The 15,160-nt window shown below is 72.0% G+C and carries 11 protein-coding genes and 1 pseudogene; 4 read left to right on the top strand and 8 right to left on the bottom strand.

Going from position 1 to position 15,160, the window contains the following annotated elements; all coding sequences use genetic code 11:
* Nucleotides 1-83: 83 nt before the first annotated feature.
* Entirely contained in the window at nt 84-950 is an 867-nt protein-coding gene (mltG, locus tag ACF09C_RS03695) for an endolytic transglycosylase MltG (protein WP_392088218.1), read from the top strand.
* Nucleotide 951: 1 nt separating this feature from the next.
* On the opposite strand, the gene ACF09C_RS03690 is transcribed toward mltG, so the two are convergent.
* From ACF09C_RS03690 to ACF09C_RS03665, 6 genes are all read right to left on the bottom strand, one after another.
* Entirely contained in the window at nt 952-2,061 is a 1,110-nt protein-coding gene (locus ACF09C_RS03690; protein ID WP_392088216.1) for an NAD(P)-binding domain-containing protein, read from the bottom strand.
* Nucleotides 2,062-2,180: 119 nt separating this feature from the next.
* Nucleotides 2,181-3,395, bottom strand: a complete 1,215-nt coding sequence (locus ACF09C_RS03685) for an LLM class flavin-dependent oxidoreductase (protein ID WP_392088214.1) — start codon at nt 3,393-3,395, stop codon at nt 2,181-2,183.
* Nucleotides 3,392-4,438 (bottom strand): ABC transporter substrate-binding protein, encoded by a 1,047-nt coding sequence (locus tag ACF09C_RS03680; protein ID WP_392088212.1) that lies wholly within the window; start codon nt 4,436-4,438, stop codon nt 3,392-3,394. Before ACF09C_RS03680 ends, ACF09C_RS03685 begins: the two co-directional genes overlap by 4 nt.
* Nucleotides 4,439-4,504: 66 nt before the next feature.
* Nucleotides 4,505-5,239 (bottom strand): ABC transporter ATP-binding protein, encoded by a 735-nt coding sequence (locus ACF09C_RS03675; RefSeq protein ID WP_392088210.1) that lies wholly within the window; start codon nt 5,237-5,239, stop codon nt 4,505-4,507.
* Nucleotides 5,212-6,078: an ABC transporter permease gene (locus ACF09C_RS03670; RefSeq protein WP_392088208.1), complete on the bottom strand. Its 867-nt coding sequence runs from the start codon at nt 6,076-6,078 to the stop codon at nt 5,212-5,214. Before ACF09C_RS03670 ends, ACF09C_RS03675 begins: the two co-directional genes overlap by 28 nt.
* 135 nt (nt 6,079-6,213) lie before the next feature.
* Nucleotides 6,214-6,297: a putative leader peptide gene (locus tag ACF09C_RS03665; RefSeq protein WP_351816447.1), complete on the bottom strand. Its 84-nt coding sequence runs from the start codon at nt 6,295-6,297 to the stop codon at nt 6,214-6,216.
* Nucleotides 6,298-6,389: 92 nt separating this feature from the next.
* On the opposite strand from ACF09C_RS03665, the gene ACF09C_RS03660 reads away from it, so the two are divergent.
* Nucleotides 6,390-6,809: a YjbQ family protein gene (locus ACF09C_RS03660; protein WP_392088206.1), complete on the top strand. Its 420-nt coding sequence runs from the start codon at nt 6,390-6,392 to the stop codon at nt 6,807-6,809.
* On the opposite strand, the gene ACF09C_RS03655 is transcribed toward ACF09C_RS03660, so the two are convergent.
* The gene (locus ACF09C_RS03655) at nt 6,782-7,906 is read right to left on the bottom strand and encodes a helix-turn-helix domain-containing protein (protein WP_392088204.1); all 1,125 of its coding nucleotides are present in this window, start codon (nt 7,904-7,906) and stop codon (nt 6,782-6,784) included. The genes ACF09C_RS03660 and ACF09C_RS03655 overlap by 28 nt on opposite strands.
* A 149-nt stretch (nt 7,907-8,055) precedes the next feature.
* Between ACF09C_RS03655 and ACF09C_RS03650 the strand changes: the two genes are divergently transcribed.
* Nucleotides 8,056-11,823: a S8 family serine peptidase gene (locus ACF09C_RS03650; RefSeq protein ID WP_392088202.1), complete on the top strand. Its 3,768-nt coding sequence runs from the start codon at nt 8,056-8,058 to the stop codon at nt 11,821-11,823.
* Nucleotides 11,824-12,279: 456 nt separating this feature from the next.
* Nucleotides 12,280-12,531: pseudogene (locus ACF09C_RS03645) on the top strand (hypothetical protein); the annotation flags it as partial.
* Here ACF09C_RS03645 and ACF09C_RS03640 read toward each other — a convergent pair.
* Nucleotides 12,488-15,139, bottom strand: coding sequence for an AMP-binding protein (locus tag ACF09C_RS03640; protein WP_392088200.1), 2,652 nt, complete (start codon nt 15,137-15,139; stop codon nt 12,488-12,490). The pseudogene ACF09C_RS03645 and the gene ACF09C_RS03640 sit on opposite strands and share 44 nt — an antisense overlap.
* Between the last annotated feature and the right edge of the window lie 21 nt (nt 15,140-15,160).

Here is a 15,160-nt window from a genome sequence, read left to right as displayed (position 1 = left end):
GTCCCCCGTCCCAGGGGGCCGGCGGCGCCGCCGCGTGTGCGGGGCTCCCCGGTTTCGCGGGCGGGCCGGGTTAGCGTGCGCCCATGACGCACCGGACCTGGCAGCCCGAACACCGTCGCCGCCGCAGCCGGCTCACCCGGCGCGGCAGGATCGCCCTGCTCATCGGCGCCGCCCTCGCCGTCGCGGCGGCGATCACCGTCCCGCTGCTGCTCCTCGGCGGCGAGGACAAGCCCGCCCCCGAGAAGCAGCGGACCCTGCTCATCCCGGAGGGCTGGCGGGCGGGACAGGTCTACGCGGCCGTCGACCGCTCCCTGGGCCTCGCCGCCGGAACCACCCGCAAGGCCGCCGACACCCCGGTCACCGCCCTGGGGCTCCCGACCGCCGCCCAGGGCAACCCCGAGGGATACCTGTTCCCCGCCACGTATCCGGTCCTGTCGACGACCACCCCCGAGAGCCTGCTCCGGTACATGGTCCAGACGGCCGGCAAGCGCTTCGGCGCCGAGCACATCACCGCGGGTGCCCAGCGCAACGGTGTGAGCGTGCACCAGACGGTGATCATCGCGAGCATCGTCCAGGCAGAGGCTGACAGCACCGAGGACATGGGCAAGGTCGCGCGGGTCGTCTACAACCGGCTCGCCCGGGGCATGGCGCTCCAGATGGACTCGACCCTGAACTACGCCCTGGGGCGCTCCACCGTGGACACCACCCACGCCGACACCAAGATCGAGAGCCCCTTCAACACCTACGAACGCACCGGCCTTCCGCCCACCCCGATCGGAAACCCGGGAGAGCAGGCGATGACGGCGGCCATCGAGCCGGCCAAGGGCGACTGGCTGTACTTCGTGACCGTGAAGCCGGGGGACACCAGGTTCACCGCCGACTACGCCGAACACCAGGCGAACGTCGAGGAGTTCAACCTCGTCCGCCGGGCGTCCAGGGGAGAGGGCTGACCTACGCGACGGTCACCCGCTGCCGGTCTCCTTCAAGCAGGTGGCGGATCTCGGTGACGGCCGCGCGCCCGGCTCGGTTGGCGCCGATCGTCGAGGCCGAAGGCCCGTAGCCGACGAGATGGACGCGCTCGTCCCGGACCGCCCGCGTCCCCTCCACCTGGATGCCGCCGCCCGGCTCGCGCAGCCGGAGTGGGGTCAGGTGGTCGATCGCGGCGCGGAAGCCCGTGGCCCAGAGGATCACATCGGCGTCCACGGTCCGGCCGCCGGCCCAGGCCACACCGGTCGGGGTGATGCGGTCGAACATGGGGTTCCGCTCCAGGACGCCGCTCCGTCGGGCCGCGCGGATGGCATCGCTGAGCGGCAGACCCGTGACGGAGACGACGCTCTGCGGCGGCAGCCCCTGCCGGACCCTTTCCTCGACCAGAGCGACCGCCGCGCGGCCCTCCGCCTCGCCGAACGGCCCCTCGCGGTAGACCGGCTCGCGCCGCGTCACCCAGGTGGTCTCGGCCGCGACCTCGGCGATCTCCATCAGGTGCTGCGTCCCGGAGGCGCCGCCGCCCACGACGATCACCCGCAGGCCGGCGAACTCCTCGGGGCCCGGGTAGTTCGCGGTGTGCAGCTGGCGGCCCCGGAAGATCTCCTGGCCGGGGTAGCGGGGCCAGAAGGGCCGGTCCCAGGTGCCGCTCGCGTTGATCAGCGCGCGGGTGGCGTACGGCCCCTCCGAGGTCTCCACGAGCAGCCGCCCACCCTCGCCCTCGCGGACGGCGCGTACCTCCACGGGCCGGTGGACCCGCAGGTCGAAGCGGTCCTCGTAGGCGGCGAAGTAGTCGCCGATCACCTCGGACGAGGGCCGGTGGCCGTCGGCGCCGGTGAGCTCCATGCCGGGCAGCGCGTGCATGCCGTGGACCTTGCCGTAGGTGAGCGAGGGCCAGCGGAACTGCCAGGCGCCGCCGGGACGCGGGGCGTGGTCGAGGACGACGAAGTCCCGGTCGGGGACCAGGCCGGTGCGGCGCAGATGGTAGGCGGCGGAGAGCCCGGCCTGTCCCGCGCCGATGACGACGACGTCCACTTCTCGTACCCCGAGATCGTCTCGTACCCCGAAATCGTTCACGATTCCACTAACCGTGGCGGGGTCGAGGATCTTCCCGCCGTCGGCGGTGCCCGGTGTCCCCCACCCCAGAAGGGGGCACCGGGCACCGCGTCCTTCGCCCGCCTGCTACCGCTCGCCCGTCACCGTCCGCCGCCCGCCAGGAGCAGCGGGGCGCCGCCGGGCGCGGACGCCGGACGCCCGTTCGCGGCCGGGACGCCGAGCAGCGGGGAGGCGGGGATCCTCGGCAGCAGGCCCCGCGCCGCCAGCTCGGGGGTCACGCCCTCCCCGAACCAGTACGCCTCCTCCAGGTGCGGGTAGCCGGAGAGCACGAAGTGCTCCACCCCGAGGTCGTGGTACTCCTCGATCCGGTCGGCGACGTCCGCGTGGCTGCCCACGAGCGCGGTGCCGGCCCCACCCCGGACCAGACCCACGCCCGCCCACAGGTTCGGCGCGATCTCCAGCTTGTCCCGGTCGAGCGAGCCGCCGCCGTGCAGCGCCAGCATCCGCTGCTGGCCGACCGACTCGCTCCTGCCCAGCGTCTGCTGCGCCGCCGCGATCGTCTCCGCGTCGAGGTCCGACAGCAGCCGGTCGGCCACCGTCCACGCCTCGCGCGCGGAGTCCCGCGAGATGGTGTGCAGCCGGACGCCGAACCGCACCGACCGGCCGCGCTCCTCCGCGAGCCGGCGGATCCAGTCGATCTTCTCCTTGACCTGCCACGGCGGCTCGCCCCAGGTCAGATACACATCCGCGTGCTCCGCCGCGACCGGACCCGCGGCGGCCGACGAGCCGCCGAAGAAGATCTCCGGCAACGGGTCCGGCGGCAGCGCGGTCAGCGCGCCCTCCACCTGGTAGTGCTCGCCCTCGAAGTCGTACGGCTGCCCGGTCCAGGCCCCGCGGACGACCTTCAGGAACTCGGCCGTGCGGGCATAGCGGCGGTCGTGGTCCAGATGGTCGCCGAAGCGCCGCTGCTCCACCGAGTCCCCGCCGGTCACGACGTTGAGCAGCAGCCGCCCCCGGGTGATCCGCTGATAGGTGGCGGCCATCTGCGCCGCGAGGACGGGCGAGATCACACCGGGCCGGAACGCCACCAGGAACTTGAGCCGCTCGGTGTGCTGGGCGAGCGCCGCCGTCGTCAGCCAGGCGTCCTCGCACCACGTGCCCGTCGGCGTCAGGACGGCCTCGAACCCCAACTGCTCGGCCGCTTTGGCGATCTGCGTCAGATAGTCGATGTCGGGCGCGCGAACGCCGGTCACGGCCGCGGAGCGGGTGATGCCGCCGTCGGTGTAGGCGTGCCGGTCGACGAGCGTACGGCCGTCGCCGCCGGTCGGCAGGAACCAGTGCAGGTGGACGGTCATGAGGTGGATCCCTTTCCGTAGGTGCGCGGCGCGGTGGTGGACGGCGGCAGGTTCTTGTTGAAGCGGGTGTCGACGTAGTCGGCGAAGCGGAACTTCCGCGGGATCAGCTTCAGTTCGGCGAAGGTGTCGGCGATCGCCTGCTCGGAGGCGATGGCCTCGTCGTCGATCGCGACCGCGATCCGGGTGCCGCTGCTGCGCTTCACGGCGTCGAGCGCGACCCCGTAGGGCAGCCCGGTCTCCTTCGCCCAGACCTTCGCCCAGACGTCCGGGTGGTCGTGGACCCAGTCCTGGGCGCGCCGGAGCCGGTCGATGTAGTCGCCGATCGCCGCGGCCTTCTCTGTGTCGGCGAGCGCGGCGGGCGAGGCGACCGAGAAACCGAGCCCGTTGACCACTCCCCGGCCGTCGGTCAGCACCCGCGCCTTGCCGTTGGCCAGGACCTGTGAGGTGTACGGGTCCCAGACGGCCCACGCGTCGACCTTGCCGGTGCTGAACGCGGCGAGCGCGTCGGCGGGCTGGAGCAGGGTCACCTCGATGTCGTCGAGGGAGAGCCCCGCCTTCTTGAGGGAGGCGACCAACTGGAAGTGCGCGGAGCTGCCCTGGGCCACGGCGACCTTGCGCCCCTTCAGCTCCTGGGGCGTGCGGATCGGCGAGTCCGCCGGCACGAGGATCGCCTCCCCGGCGGCGTCGCCGTGGGTGGCTGCGACCACGGTGATCTTGGAGTCGGCTCCGGCGGCGAAGACGGGCGGGGTGTTGCCGACCGAACCGATGTCGACGGCCTTGGCGTTGACCGCCTCCAGGAGCGGTGGTCCGGAGGTGAAGGTCGACCACTGGATGCGGTAGGGCAGGTCGTCGAGTTCACCGGCCGCCCGCAGGACGGCCTCCGAACCACCCTTCTGGTCACCCACGTTGAGGACGACGGACCCCTTGCCGTCGGTGTTGGATCCGGATCCCGAGCCGGAGTCGGCGGACGAGGGGGAGGAGCAGGCGGAGGCGAGGAGGGCGAGGGGAAGGAGGAGGACGGCGGGCAGGAGGGAGCGCTTCATGGAGGTCTCTCGGTCTCTTGGTCTCTTGGTCTCGTGGGTTCTGGGGTCTCTCGGGCGCGCCGGGGGTCAGGCGGCCCGGTGGACGGCGGGGAGCTCGGCCTCGACGCCGAGCTCGGCGAGGAGACGGGAGCGCAGGGCGGCGAAGGCCGGGTCGCCGGTGGCGCGGGGGCGGTCGAGGGCGACGGGCGTGTCGTACGCGATGACACCGTCCCGCATCACCAGCGCGCGGTCGGCGAGCAGCAGCGCCTCGTCGACGTCGTGCGTCACGAGGAGCACCGCGCAGCCGCGCCGCTGCCACAACTCGGCCACCAGACGCTGGGCCTTGATGCGGGTGAGCGCGTCGAGCGCCCCGAACGGCTCGTCGAGCAGCAGGAGGTCCGGTTCCCTGACGAGCGCCCGGGCGAGTGAGGCGCGCTGGGCCTCCCCGCCGGACAGGGTCTTGGGCCAGGCGCCCGCGCGGTGACCGAGGCCGACCTCCTCCAACGCGCGCTCGGCGACGACCCTTTCGGGCCTGCCGGGCAGACCCAGCAGCACATTGCGCCACACCCGCTTCCAGGGCATCAGCCGGGGTGCCTGGAAGGCGACCGCCCGGCGGCGGGGGACGAGGACGGTCCCGGAGATCTCCCGGTCGAGCCCCGCGAGGACCCGCAGCAGCGTGGACTTGCCGCAGCCGCTGTGCCCGAGCAGTGCGGTGAACTCGCCCGCGCGCAGGGTCAGATGGAGATCGTCGATGACGGGCCTGCCGTCGAAGGAGCGGGTCAGCCCCTCGACGGTCACTGCCCGGTGAAGGTCGGTCGCCATTGCAGCAGCAGCCTTTCGAGAGTACGGACGACGGCGTCGGCCAGCAGGCCGAGGAAGGCGTAGACGACGAGGCAGACGACGATGACGTCGGTGCGGAAGAACTCCCGCGCCTGGTTCATCAGGAAGCCGATGCCGGCGTCGGCGTTGATCGACTCCCCGAAGACGAGCGCGAGCCACGCGGTCGCGAGGGAGTACCGCAGCCCGGTCATGGCACCCGGTAGCGCCCCGGGCAGCACCACGTGCCGGATCAGGCCCCAGCGCTTCAGACCCAACGACTGGCCTGCCTCCACCAGTTGGGCGTCGACGCCTCGGATCCCGGCGTACACGTTCAGATAGAGATGGAAGGCGACGCCGAGCGCGATGAGCGCGACCTTGGGCGCCTCCCCGATGCCCAGCCAGATGATGAACAGCGGGATGAGCCCCACCCAGGGCACGGTCCGCAGCATCTGCACGGTCGCGTCGACGAGGTCCTCGCCGAGCCGTGAGAGCCCGGAGACCAGGGCGAGCGACACCCCGATCGCGCCGCCCAGCAGCAGCCCGACGGCGACGCGCTGGAGTGACACACCCATGGCGTGCGGCAGGGTGCCGTCGGCGATCAGCTCGCCGCCGGCGCGGGCGATGGTGCCGGGGGAGGCGAGTACGTCGGCGGGCAGGACTCCGGCCGAACTGAGCACCTGCCAGGTGGCGAGCAACAGCAGGGGACCCACGGTCCGACGCAGCCAGCGCGGCGCGCGGGCGAGCCGACCGGAGCCGCCGCGCGCGGCGGGAGTCACCTCCTCAAGTGGCGAAACGGGGGATATGTCGGGCAGTGATGAGGGCGGGGCATGGCCGACCGTCATGAAGAGGCTCCGCGGAGAGGGGAGAGGGGTGCGAGGGGAGGAGAGGAGCTGAGTACGCGTCAGCGCCCGTGCGCACGCCGGAAACGGCGTGCGACGACGGGTGTCAGCGCGGGGAACTCAGGGTGTGAGAGGGCGTCAGCAGCCGCGACGACAGGCGGCGGAGGCCACCCGCAGCAGGTCGATGTGACCGCGCGTGGTGAGCAGGGCTGTACGCAACATGGCGCGAACGTAGCGACTCGTTCCGGTGGAGGTCAACGCCGTCTCGGAGCGTGGACGCGCCGTCCCGCGCTGTGAGCGGGCAGGATGACCCCATGTCCACCTTCAGCACCCGCGTCCTGACGCTCACCACCGGCACCACGGAGACGGTCACCGACCTCACCGGGGCCTGCGCGGACTTCCTCGTCGAGACCGCCCCGGGCCGCGACGGCCTCCTCAATCTCTTCGTCCCCCACGCCACGGCCGGTCTGGCCGTCCTCGAGACCGGCGCGGGCAGCGACACCGACCTCCTGACGGCGCTCCACCACCTCCTGCCGGCCGACGACCGCTGGCAGCACCGCCACGGCTCCCCCGGCCACGGCCGCGACCACGTCCTCCCCGCCCTGGTCCCGCCCCACGCGACGGTCCCGGTCCTGGCCGGCCGCCTCGAACTGGGCACGTGGCAGTCGATCTGCCTCGTCGACACCAATAAAGACAACCCCGAGCGTCAGGTGCGGTTGAGCTTCCTGGGCTGATCGAGCTGATCAGGAGCGTCCTGGGCGCGGCCGCCGCGGGCCGCGAGGGGCCCGGTGGCTGAGCGACGGTCAAGGGCAGTCTCACGGCCGGCTGTCCCGTCCTCCGGGGCCGGCGGAGGGGCCTTGAGCCAGCCCAGTTCGCAGGCCTGCCAGCCGAGTTGCAGCCTGGTGGTGCTGCCTGCCAGGTCCATCAGCCCCTTCACCCGTCGTTTCACGGTGCGCAGACCGATCCGCAGCTGCTTGGCGATGCTCGCGTCGGTCATGCCGACCAGGAGCAGGGCGAGGATCTCCAGGTCGGTCGGGGCGGGGCCGGCGGGGCGGTCCTCGATCAGCTCGCCTCTCTTCCCGAGCCGGAGCGGCAGCGCGTTCCGCCACACCCGCTCGAACAGGAACACCAGCAGGTCCAGCAGTCCACTCGAGTGGATCACCAGAGCGGTGGGCTCGGATCCGTGGTCGCCGAGCGGCACCATCGCCAGGGTGCGGTCGGCGACCACCAGCTTGGTCGGGACCTTCTCGACCAGCCGGGCCTCTTGCCGGCGTCCCAGGCCCACGGCCAGTTCGGTGAGCTGACCAGGCAGGGACAGCGCATCCCGTTCCAGGACGATGCGGTAGGCGACTCCGCGGGCCACGGCCGCGTCCTCGACCGGGTTCTCCATCGGTGTCACGGCGACCGGCGTGCCCGTGACCAGCACGCAGAGTTCCTCCATCGCACCCATCTGCAACTGGAGGAAGCGGTGCGAGACGGCGCTCGCTCCCGTCACGACCTCCACCCGGTCGTGCACGGCGGCCGCCGGCGCCTGCGAACGATACGTCTCCGCCAGCAGGGCAGCCGCCTGTTCGACCTCGTCGAGTACCTGTCGTCGCCGGGTGAGCAGCGCGCCCAGGGCTACCCCCGGCGGTGCCGGTATCCAGCGTTCGGCGTCGGTGCGGGGCCGTGCCGCGAGGCCCTCCTCCTCAAGACGGCGCAGCGCGGCCGCCACGGTCGCCTCGCCGAGCGCGAGCCTGCGCGCGAGGTCGCCCGCTTCGGCGCCACCGAGCCGGACGAGGCCGTGGTAGGCCGCCTCCTGCGTGTCGTCGAGTCCTATCGCTCCGAGCACTGTGGCCTCCTTCCGGAAGGTGTCCTTCCAACTCGCGTGTGGCGGGAAACGGTTGTGGCACCTTCCCGCCTGAAGCTGCTGTTCCGCCTTGCCCGTCTCCCTTGGCAAGGTGTCGACACCGCAGCAGAACCAACGACCGAGGGAGAACGATGCGCCCGATATCGCGTACGGCCCTGGGGGCGGCGACCGCCGCCGTCCTGGCCGTCACCGCGCTGACGCCGGCAGCGGCCGCCCGCCCGGAGCCCTCCGCTTCCGGCGACAGACCGCTCGTCGGCACGCAGGAAGCCGCGTCGCACGCGGGCAGGTCCGCGACGGTCACGCTTGTCACGGGCGACCGGGTCCTGGTCGTGACAGACCGCTCCGGGCGCGCCTCCGCGACGGCGTTGCCGCGCGAGGACGGCAGCTTGCCCCTGCTGGAGACGCGGCAGGCCGGTGAGGACCTGTACGTCTACCCCGAGAGCGCCGCCGGGCCGCTCGCCGCGGACCGCGTCGACGAGGAACTCTTCAACGTCACCGGTCTGATCCGGCAGGGCTACGACGATTCCCGTACCGCGGCCCTGCCGCTGATCGCCGTCTACGACTCCTCCGTCGACGTCGCCCGCGCCGTTCCGGCCTCCCCGCGCGGCGCCGACCGCGGCCCGGTGCTCAAGGCGGCCCACGGCATGGCGCTCAAGGCCGACAAGAAGAGCGCCGCCGCCTTCTGGGCCGACATCACCTCGCGCCGCTCCCACTCCGGCGCCGACATCAAGAAGGTCTGGCTGGACCGCAAGGTCGAGGCCACCCTGGAGCGCTCGACCAAGCAGGTGCACGCCCCCGAGGCCTGGGCGGCCGGCTTCGACGGCAAGGGCACCAAGGTCGCCGTCCTCGACACCGGCGCCGACGCCGAGCACCCCGACCTCAAGGGCCGGATCGTCGCCTCGGAGAACTTCACCGACTCCGACACCGCCGAGGACCGCGCGGGCCACGGCACCCACACCATCTCCACCGTCGGCGGCTCCGGCGCGGCGAGCGGCGGCAAGAAGAAGGGCGTCGCGCCCGGCGCGGAGCTCCTCAACGGCAAGGTCCTCAACGACTCCGGTTCCGGCGCCGCCTCCTGGATCATCGCCGGCATGGAGTGGGCCGTCGGCCAGGGCGCCGACGTCGTCTCGATGAGCCTCGGCAGCTCCGTACCCACCGACTGCACCGACCCGATGAGTGCCGCCGCGCAGCAACTCGCCCAGAACGCCGGCACGTTGTTCGTGATAGCCGCCGGCAACTCCGGACCGACGCTGAACACCGTCTCCTCGCCCGGCTGCGCCCCCGACGTGCTGACCGTCGGCGCCACCGACCGCGACGACTCCACCGCGTACTTCTCCAGCCGTGGCCCGACGATCGTCAACCACACCCTCAAGCCGGAGATCGCCGCGCCCGGCGTCGCCATCTCCGCCGCCGCCGTCGGCGGCCGGGGCGTGTACGCCTACCAGGCCATGTCCGGTACGTCGATGGCCACCCCGCACGTCGCGGGCGCCGCCGCGATCCTCAAGCAGCGCCACCCCGACTGGACGGCCCAACAGCTGAAGGCGGCCCTCGTCTCCTCCGCCGAGACAGACATCCCCGGCGACGTCCGGGAGACCGGCGGCGGCCGGCTCGACGTCAAGGCCGCGATCGACCAGACGGTCGTCGGCGCCCCCGCCGTCCAGGGCGGCACCTTCAACTGGCCGCAGAACAGCTCCGACCGCACCACGGTCACCGTCCCCTACACCAACACGGGCGACCGGCCGGTCAAGCTGGCCCTCGCCCTCCAGCACGTCACGGGCAATGACGGCACGGAGATCGGCTCCGGGATCGCGCGCCTCGGTGCGACCCGCGTCACCGTCCCCGCCGGGGCCACCGTCAAGGTCCCGCTCGTGCTGAACCCGGCCGCACGGCTGAAGGCCGCCCAGTACGGCGACATCACCGGCCGGGTCGTCGCCACCGCCGGCGGCGTCCAGGTCTCCACGCCGTTCTCCCTGTACGTGAAGCCGGACACCGTCACCCTGACCGTGAAGACCGTGGACCGGCTCGGCCGGCCCGCCTCGGGTCCCTCGTCGCTCGACGTCGTCAGCACCGACACCGCGACCGGCGAGCGCCGCTACAACGCGGGTGCCACCGAGCAGACGTACCGGCTGCGCCCCGGCAGATACTTCCTGTCCGGCTTCGTCGTCACCCCCGACGCCGGTGAGGGCGCGAAGCTCGCCGACTCGATCGCGTACCTGGGACGCCCGCAGCTGGAGCTGACCAAGGACACGACCGTCGTCCTCGACGCCCGAGAGGCGCACCGGCTGCGGCTGCGCACCGACCGCCCCACCGAGGTGCGCAGCGCGACCCTGTCCTTCGCTCGGTCCTGGGACGACACCTGGATGCACGCCGGAACCCTGTCCGGCAGCCGTGCCGTCCGCGGCTACTACGCCTCCGTCGAGGGCGAGGCGCACGACGGCGACTTCGAGTTCGCCGACTACTGGCGGGCCGCGGCACCGCTGATCAGCGAGTTCGCCGTCGCCGGGGGCGAGAGGCTGCACCCGGTCGCCGGCTCCGCGGGTTCGGTCAACCTCAACGGCGCCGGCGAGACGCCGCTCGTCGACGCGGGGACCGGCACGGCCGAGGAGCTGGCAGCCGCCGGCGTCCGGGACAGGTTCGCCCTGGTCCGGATCGCCGACGACCAGACATCCGTCGTGCAGCAGGTCCGCGCCGCGAAGGCCGCCGGGGCCAAGGCCGTCGTCGCCCACCGCACCACCCCCGGCCGCTGGTTCCCCGTGGTCGGTACCAACGGCGGCGAACTCCCGGCCCTCGCAGTCGAGTCCGCCGAAGCCAGGGTGCTGCTGGACCGCCTCGCGGCCGGCGGGGTCACGATCCGCTGGAAGGCCGCCTCGAAGAGTCCGTACGTCTACACGCTCGCCTTCCCGCACCGCGGCGAGGTGGACGAGGACCGGACGCACCGCGTCGACGACGACCGCCTCGGCCGCAGCCGGGCCACGTACCACTCGATGGGTGTCGCCACCGACTACATCGACATGATGCTGGTGGGGCGGCCGGACGGCCGTCAGGTGTTCGTGCCGTACGAGACCGTCGCGGCGCCCGGCACCCGTACCGAGTTCTTCACCCCCGGCGACACGACCTGGCGGCACTACGTATCCAGCAGCTTCCCCTGGGGCGAGTTCATGATCGACCGCCCTCGTGCGTACAAGGCGGGCGAGCGGCGTGACGACCAGTGGTACGACGGTGTGATCTCCCCGCGCGCCCCGATCGACGCCACCGGCAGGCCCATGCTCGCCGCGGAGCGCCAGGGCGAGCTGATCGGCTTCGCCACCGGGATGTGGGGCGACGGAGCCCACTACGCCGAGGCCGGCTCGTTCGGGGACATCGGCAACCTGCGGCTGCGTCGCGACGGCGAGCAGATCGGCGAGTCCATATACCCGTCCGATGTCTTCGAGGTCCCGGCGGAGGACGCCGCGTACGAACTGGAGCAGAACATAGAGAAGTTCGGGTATCCCGCCAAGTTCTGGCAGCGGTCCACCGTGATCAAGACGGTCTGGCGGTTCCGTTCGAAGCTCGACGAGAGCGTCTACTCGCAGGGCATCCCGATCCTCTTCCCTCGCTACACGCTCCCCGAGGACGGCATGAAGACCCTGGCCGCGGCGAACGGCCAGAAGATCAGCCTGACCGCGACCGGACACGGCGGATACACCCCGGCCCGGCTGGTCTCCGCGAAGCTCGCCTACTCCTACGACGGCGGCACGACCTGGACCGAGGCCCCGGTCACCCGGCACGACGGCACCTGGACCGCCACCGTGGACCACGCGGCCGCATCCGGCAAGCAGGTCACGCTGCGCGCCGAACTGGCCGACGCGAACGGCAACTCCGTGCTCCAGACGGTCACCCGCGCCTACGACGTGCGCTGACCGTGACGGCTCCGCAGGGCATCCCCCGTAGCAGGTGGATGCCCTGCGGGGCCTCTCTGGTTCGCGCGCCGACGGCCGTCAGGGCCGCTCCGGACACCGCCCCAGCCCGTGCTCACAACTGCTGGACTGCGGTAAATGTGGTCCTTGAGGAGGTTGGCGGACACGAACAAGGACAACCCGGAGCGCCAGGTGCGGCTGTGGTTTCTCGGGTAGTGGGTTCGGTGCTGCTGCGGCGAACGCCCGCATGGATGCCTCCGACCAAGCGGCCTTGATGTCTTGTGACTCGTCCAGAGCGGGGTCACGTACCCCGCCGGTCCGTACGCCGGAGACCGGCCGCACGCAAGGGGGCATGGGCGTCGTACGAGGCTCGTCAGGCACCGACTCGCTCAGCGTCTTTGCCGGTCCGCAGATGGTCGACCAAGGCCGCCATCACCCGGCGGCGTCCGAATGCGTAGACCACCGGGGGACCACACCATCGCCGAGCGGTCGAAGGACCATTGGTACTCCACCGACAACCCGGTCGTCATCGGCACCGATACCCGGCGCGTCGTCGCGGTCGGCCGGCCGCTCGCCGGAGACCGCAACGACTGCAAGGCAGGGGATGAATCCGCTGGCAAAGCCGCCATCGGCGACCGTCGGCTCAAAGGCGACGGAGTCCACTACGTCAGGGTCGGCGCTGCCCGCCTGCATAACCTCGCCTTGGCCGGACAGCGGCGAGCGTACGCACCGCAACTGCCCCTGCCCAGCGCGACTCGAAGATCGATGACCGGACAGCCCTCAGGGCGGCGCGGCCTTCCCGTCTGCTGAGTCGGGCGACGACCGAGGCGTAGGCGATGCCGAAGGCGAGCGAGGCGGCGAAGGCGAGGTGCTTGGAGATGCCGTCGAAGAGCGGGTAGATCTGCCAGTGCGTCAGATAGATGGCGAGGGAACTGCCGGCCAGGAGGCCGGCGGTCTGGCTGACGCGGCGGGTACTCGGCAGGGTGGGGAACCACACCAGGAGCAGGAAGCCGGCCATGACGAACAGTTCGCGGCGCGGCTCGCCGGGGAAGAATCCGGGGACGGTGGCGAGCGCGGCGACCGTGATGAGGAGCCGTCCGGGCATCGTGTTCGCTCGGGCTGCCGCCCAGCCGAGGGCGAACAGCCAGAAGACGGTGACCGCGTCGGTGATCTCGGTGCGGTCGGGCAGGCCGATGAGTTCGTAGCGGGTGAGCAGGCCGAGGCCGACGAGGGCGACGGGTAGTCCGTACGGGGAGCGTCGTTCCAGGCGGTCGACGACGGGCAGGGCCAGCAGGGCGAGCATCGTCAGGAGGATGTAGACGAGGGCCTCGACGAACCAGAGATGGATGCCCGGGCCCATGTCCTGCGGCTGCAGGGCGTTGTGCAGGAGGAGCAGGTTGGTCCAGTCGTAGTCGTCGCTGACGAGCAGCACGAAGGCGGTCCAGGCCATACAGGGAAGGGCGATCCGTCCGATGCTGCGCGCGGTGCGGCGGATCCGGGCGGGGCGCTCGGCCGAGGTGAGCAGGAAGCGGGCGAAGTTGAACCCGGCCACGGCGAGGAGGAGATGGGCACCGCCGCGGATCTCGAAGATCGGGATGTGGGAGCCGACGACGCAGACGATCGCCAACGCTCGGATGGCGACACTCGTCTCCAGGGTTCGCGCGCGGCTCGGGGCCGTCGGTGCGGGCCGCTGGAGTTCGCGTATCGGTGTGGTGTGCCAGCTCGGGGGGAGTATGCCCAGCCTCTGTTCGAGGTGGATCGACATCTCGACGTACGAGAGGGAGTCGCCGCCCAGGCCCACGAAGGAGCGGTTCGGGGTGACGTCCGCGCGGTCCAGGATGCGCGCGTACAGGGCGCAGAGGTCCTCGACCGAGACGCCGCCCGAGTCGGTCACGGTGCTTTCGGCAGTCGGCCGGGCCAGTGCGCGCACCGCCGCACGGTCAGGCTTGCCGTTCGCCAGCCGGGGCAGGTCATCGACGAGGTGCACGTCGACCGAGCTCGGCGGAAGGCCGCACTCGTCGGCCACCCGTCTTCGGATCCGCCGCACGTCCCAGCCGGGCTTGCGCGAGGCGGCGATGACGATCCGCTCGTCGTCGCCGGCGCACAGCGCCCGTACCCCGTGCCGTTCGAGCATCGTCTCCACCTGCTGCGGGTCGATCCGCAGGCCGAGGATCTTCAGGAAGCGTGAGCGCCGGCCCACGATCTCGTACATCCCGTCCTCGGCGCGACGCGCCAGGTCGCCGGTGCGCAGCTCGTCGACGGTACGGCCGAGGGCGAGGTCGTGCGGGGAGCGCGCGTAGCCGAGCATGACGTTCGGCCCGGTGTAGACCAGTTCGCCGACTCCGTCATCGGCCACCTCTTCCACCGGAGCCAGGACGAAGGAACCGCCATGCACCGGGATCCCGATCGCGTCGGGGCGGGTGAAGGCGCGGTCCGGCGGAAGGTAGGCCATCCGGGCGGTCGCCTCGGTCTGGCCGTACATGACGAACAGGTCCCAGCCGCTGCGCCGGCCGAGTTCGGCGTAGCGGACCACGTGTTCCGGTGCGAGCCGCCCGCCGGCCTGGGTGACGTACCGCAGGTGGGGCAGGTCCATGTCGGCGAACCCGATGCGGTCGAGCAGGTCGAAGGTGTACGGCACGCCCGCGAGCGCGGTGCCGCGAGCGGTACGGAACAGGTCCCAGAAGCAGGAATCGGCGACCGAGAGGCCGGTGAGGACGAGCCCGGCGCCGCGCAGCAGATGGCTGTGGATCACGGACAGGCCGTAGCAGTAGTGCATCGGCAGCGTCGTGGCGGCCCGGTCGGTGTCGCGGATGCCGAGGTAGGCCGCGATGGACTCGGCGTTGACCTGGAGGTTCTCGTACGAGAGCCGGACGAGCTTGGGTGAGCCGGTGGAGCCGGAGGTGCTGAGCAGCAGCGCCAGATCGGGGTGGAGGGTGTGGGCGGAGAGCGTCCGACGTTCCTCGATCAGCCAGTCGCCGTCTCCGTCGGGCTCCGGGTGAACGACGACGTCGGGGTCGTACGCGGCGGTGAGTGCCGCCACCGATTCCGGGTGGTCGCCCGGCACGAGGAGGACGGGGTGACCCGACGAGAGGGCCGCCAGGTGGATGACGAGTGCCTCGACGGTGTTGGCGCCCGGGAGCAGGACGAGCCGGCGTTCGGGGCCGAGGCGCTCGGCCGTCTCGGCGACCCTCCTGGCCAGTTCGCGGTAGGAGATCTCGCCGTCGGCGGTGACGAGCGCGGTGCGGTCGCCGTGGAGTGCGAGGTCGTGGGCGAGGGGAAGCAGGCTGCCGCGAGCAGGCGGGAAGGGGAGGAGTGTCACGGGCGCATCGTAGGTAAGCCT

Source organism: Streptomyces sp. NPDC014870 (assembly GCF_043081505.1).
Lineage (GTDB): Bacteria > Actinomycetota > Actinomycetes > Streptomycetales > Streptomycetaceae > Streptomyces.
Note: the sequence above shows the minus strand (reverse complement) of the source record. Positions and strands in the feature narration are given on the sequence as shown.

Coding starts and splice junctions, on each gene's coding strand:
- mltG (WP_392088218.1), top strand. CDS start 84: ATGACGCACCGGACCTGGCAGCCCGAACACCGTCGCCGCCGCAGCCGG.
- ACF09C_RS03685 (WP_392088214.1), bottom strand. CDS start 3,395: ATGACCGTCCACCTGCACTGGTTCCTGCCGACCGGCGGCGACGGCCGT.
- ACF09C_RS03680 (WP_392088212.1), bottom strand. CDS start 4,438: ATGAAGCGCTCCCTCCTGCCCGCCGTCCTCCTCCTTCCCCTCGCCCTC.
- ACF09C_RS03675 (WP_392088210.1), bottom strand. CDS start 5,239: ATGGCGACCGACCTTCACCGGGCAGTGACCGTCGAGGGGCTGACCCGC.
- ACF09C_RS03670 (WP_392088208.1), bottom strand. CDS start 6,078: ATGACGGTCGGCCATGCCCCGCCCTCATCACTGCCCGACATATCCCCC.
- ACF09C_RS03665 (WP_351816447.1), bottom strand. CDS start 6,297: ATGTTGCGTACAGCCCTGCTCACCACGCGCGGTCACATCGACCTGCTG.
- ACF09C_RS03660 (WP_392088206.1), top strand. CDS start 6,390: ATGTCCACCTTCAGCACCCGCGTCCTGACGCTCACCACCGGCACCACG.
- ACF09C_RS03650 (WP_392088202.1), top strand. CDS start 8,056: ATGCGCCCGATATCGCGTACGGCCCTGGGGGCGGCGACCGCCGCCGTC.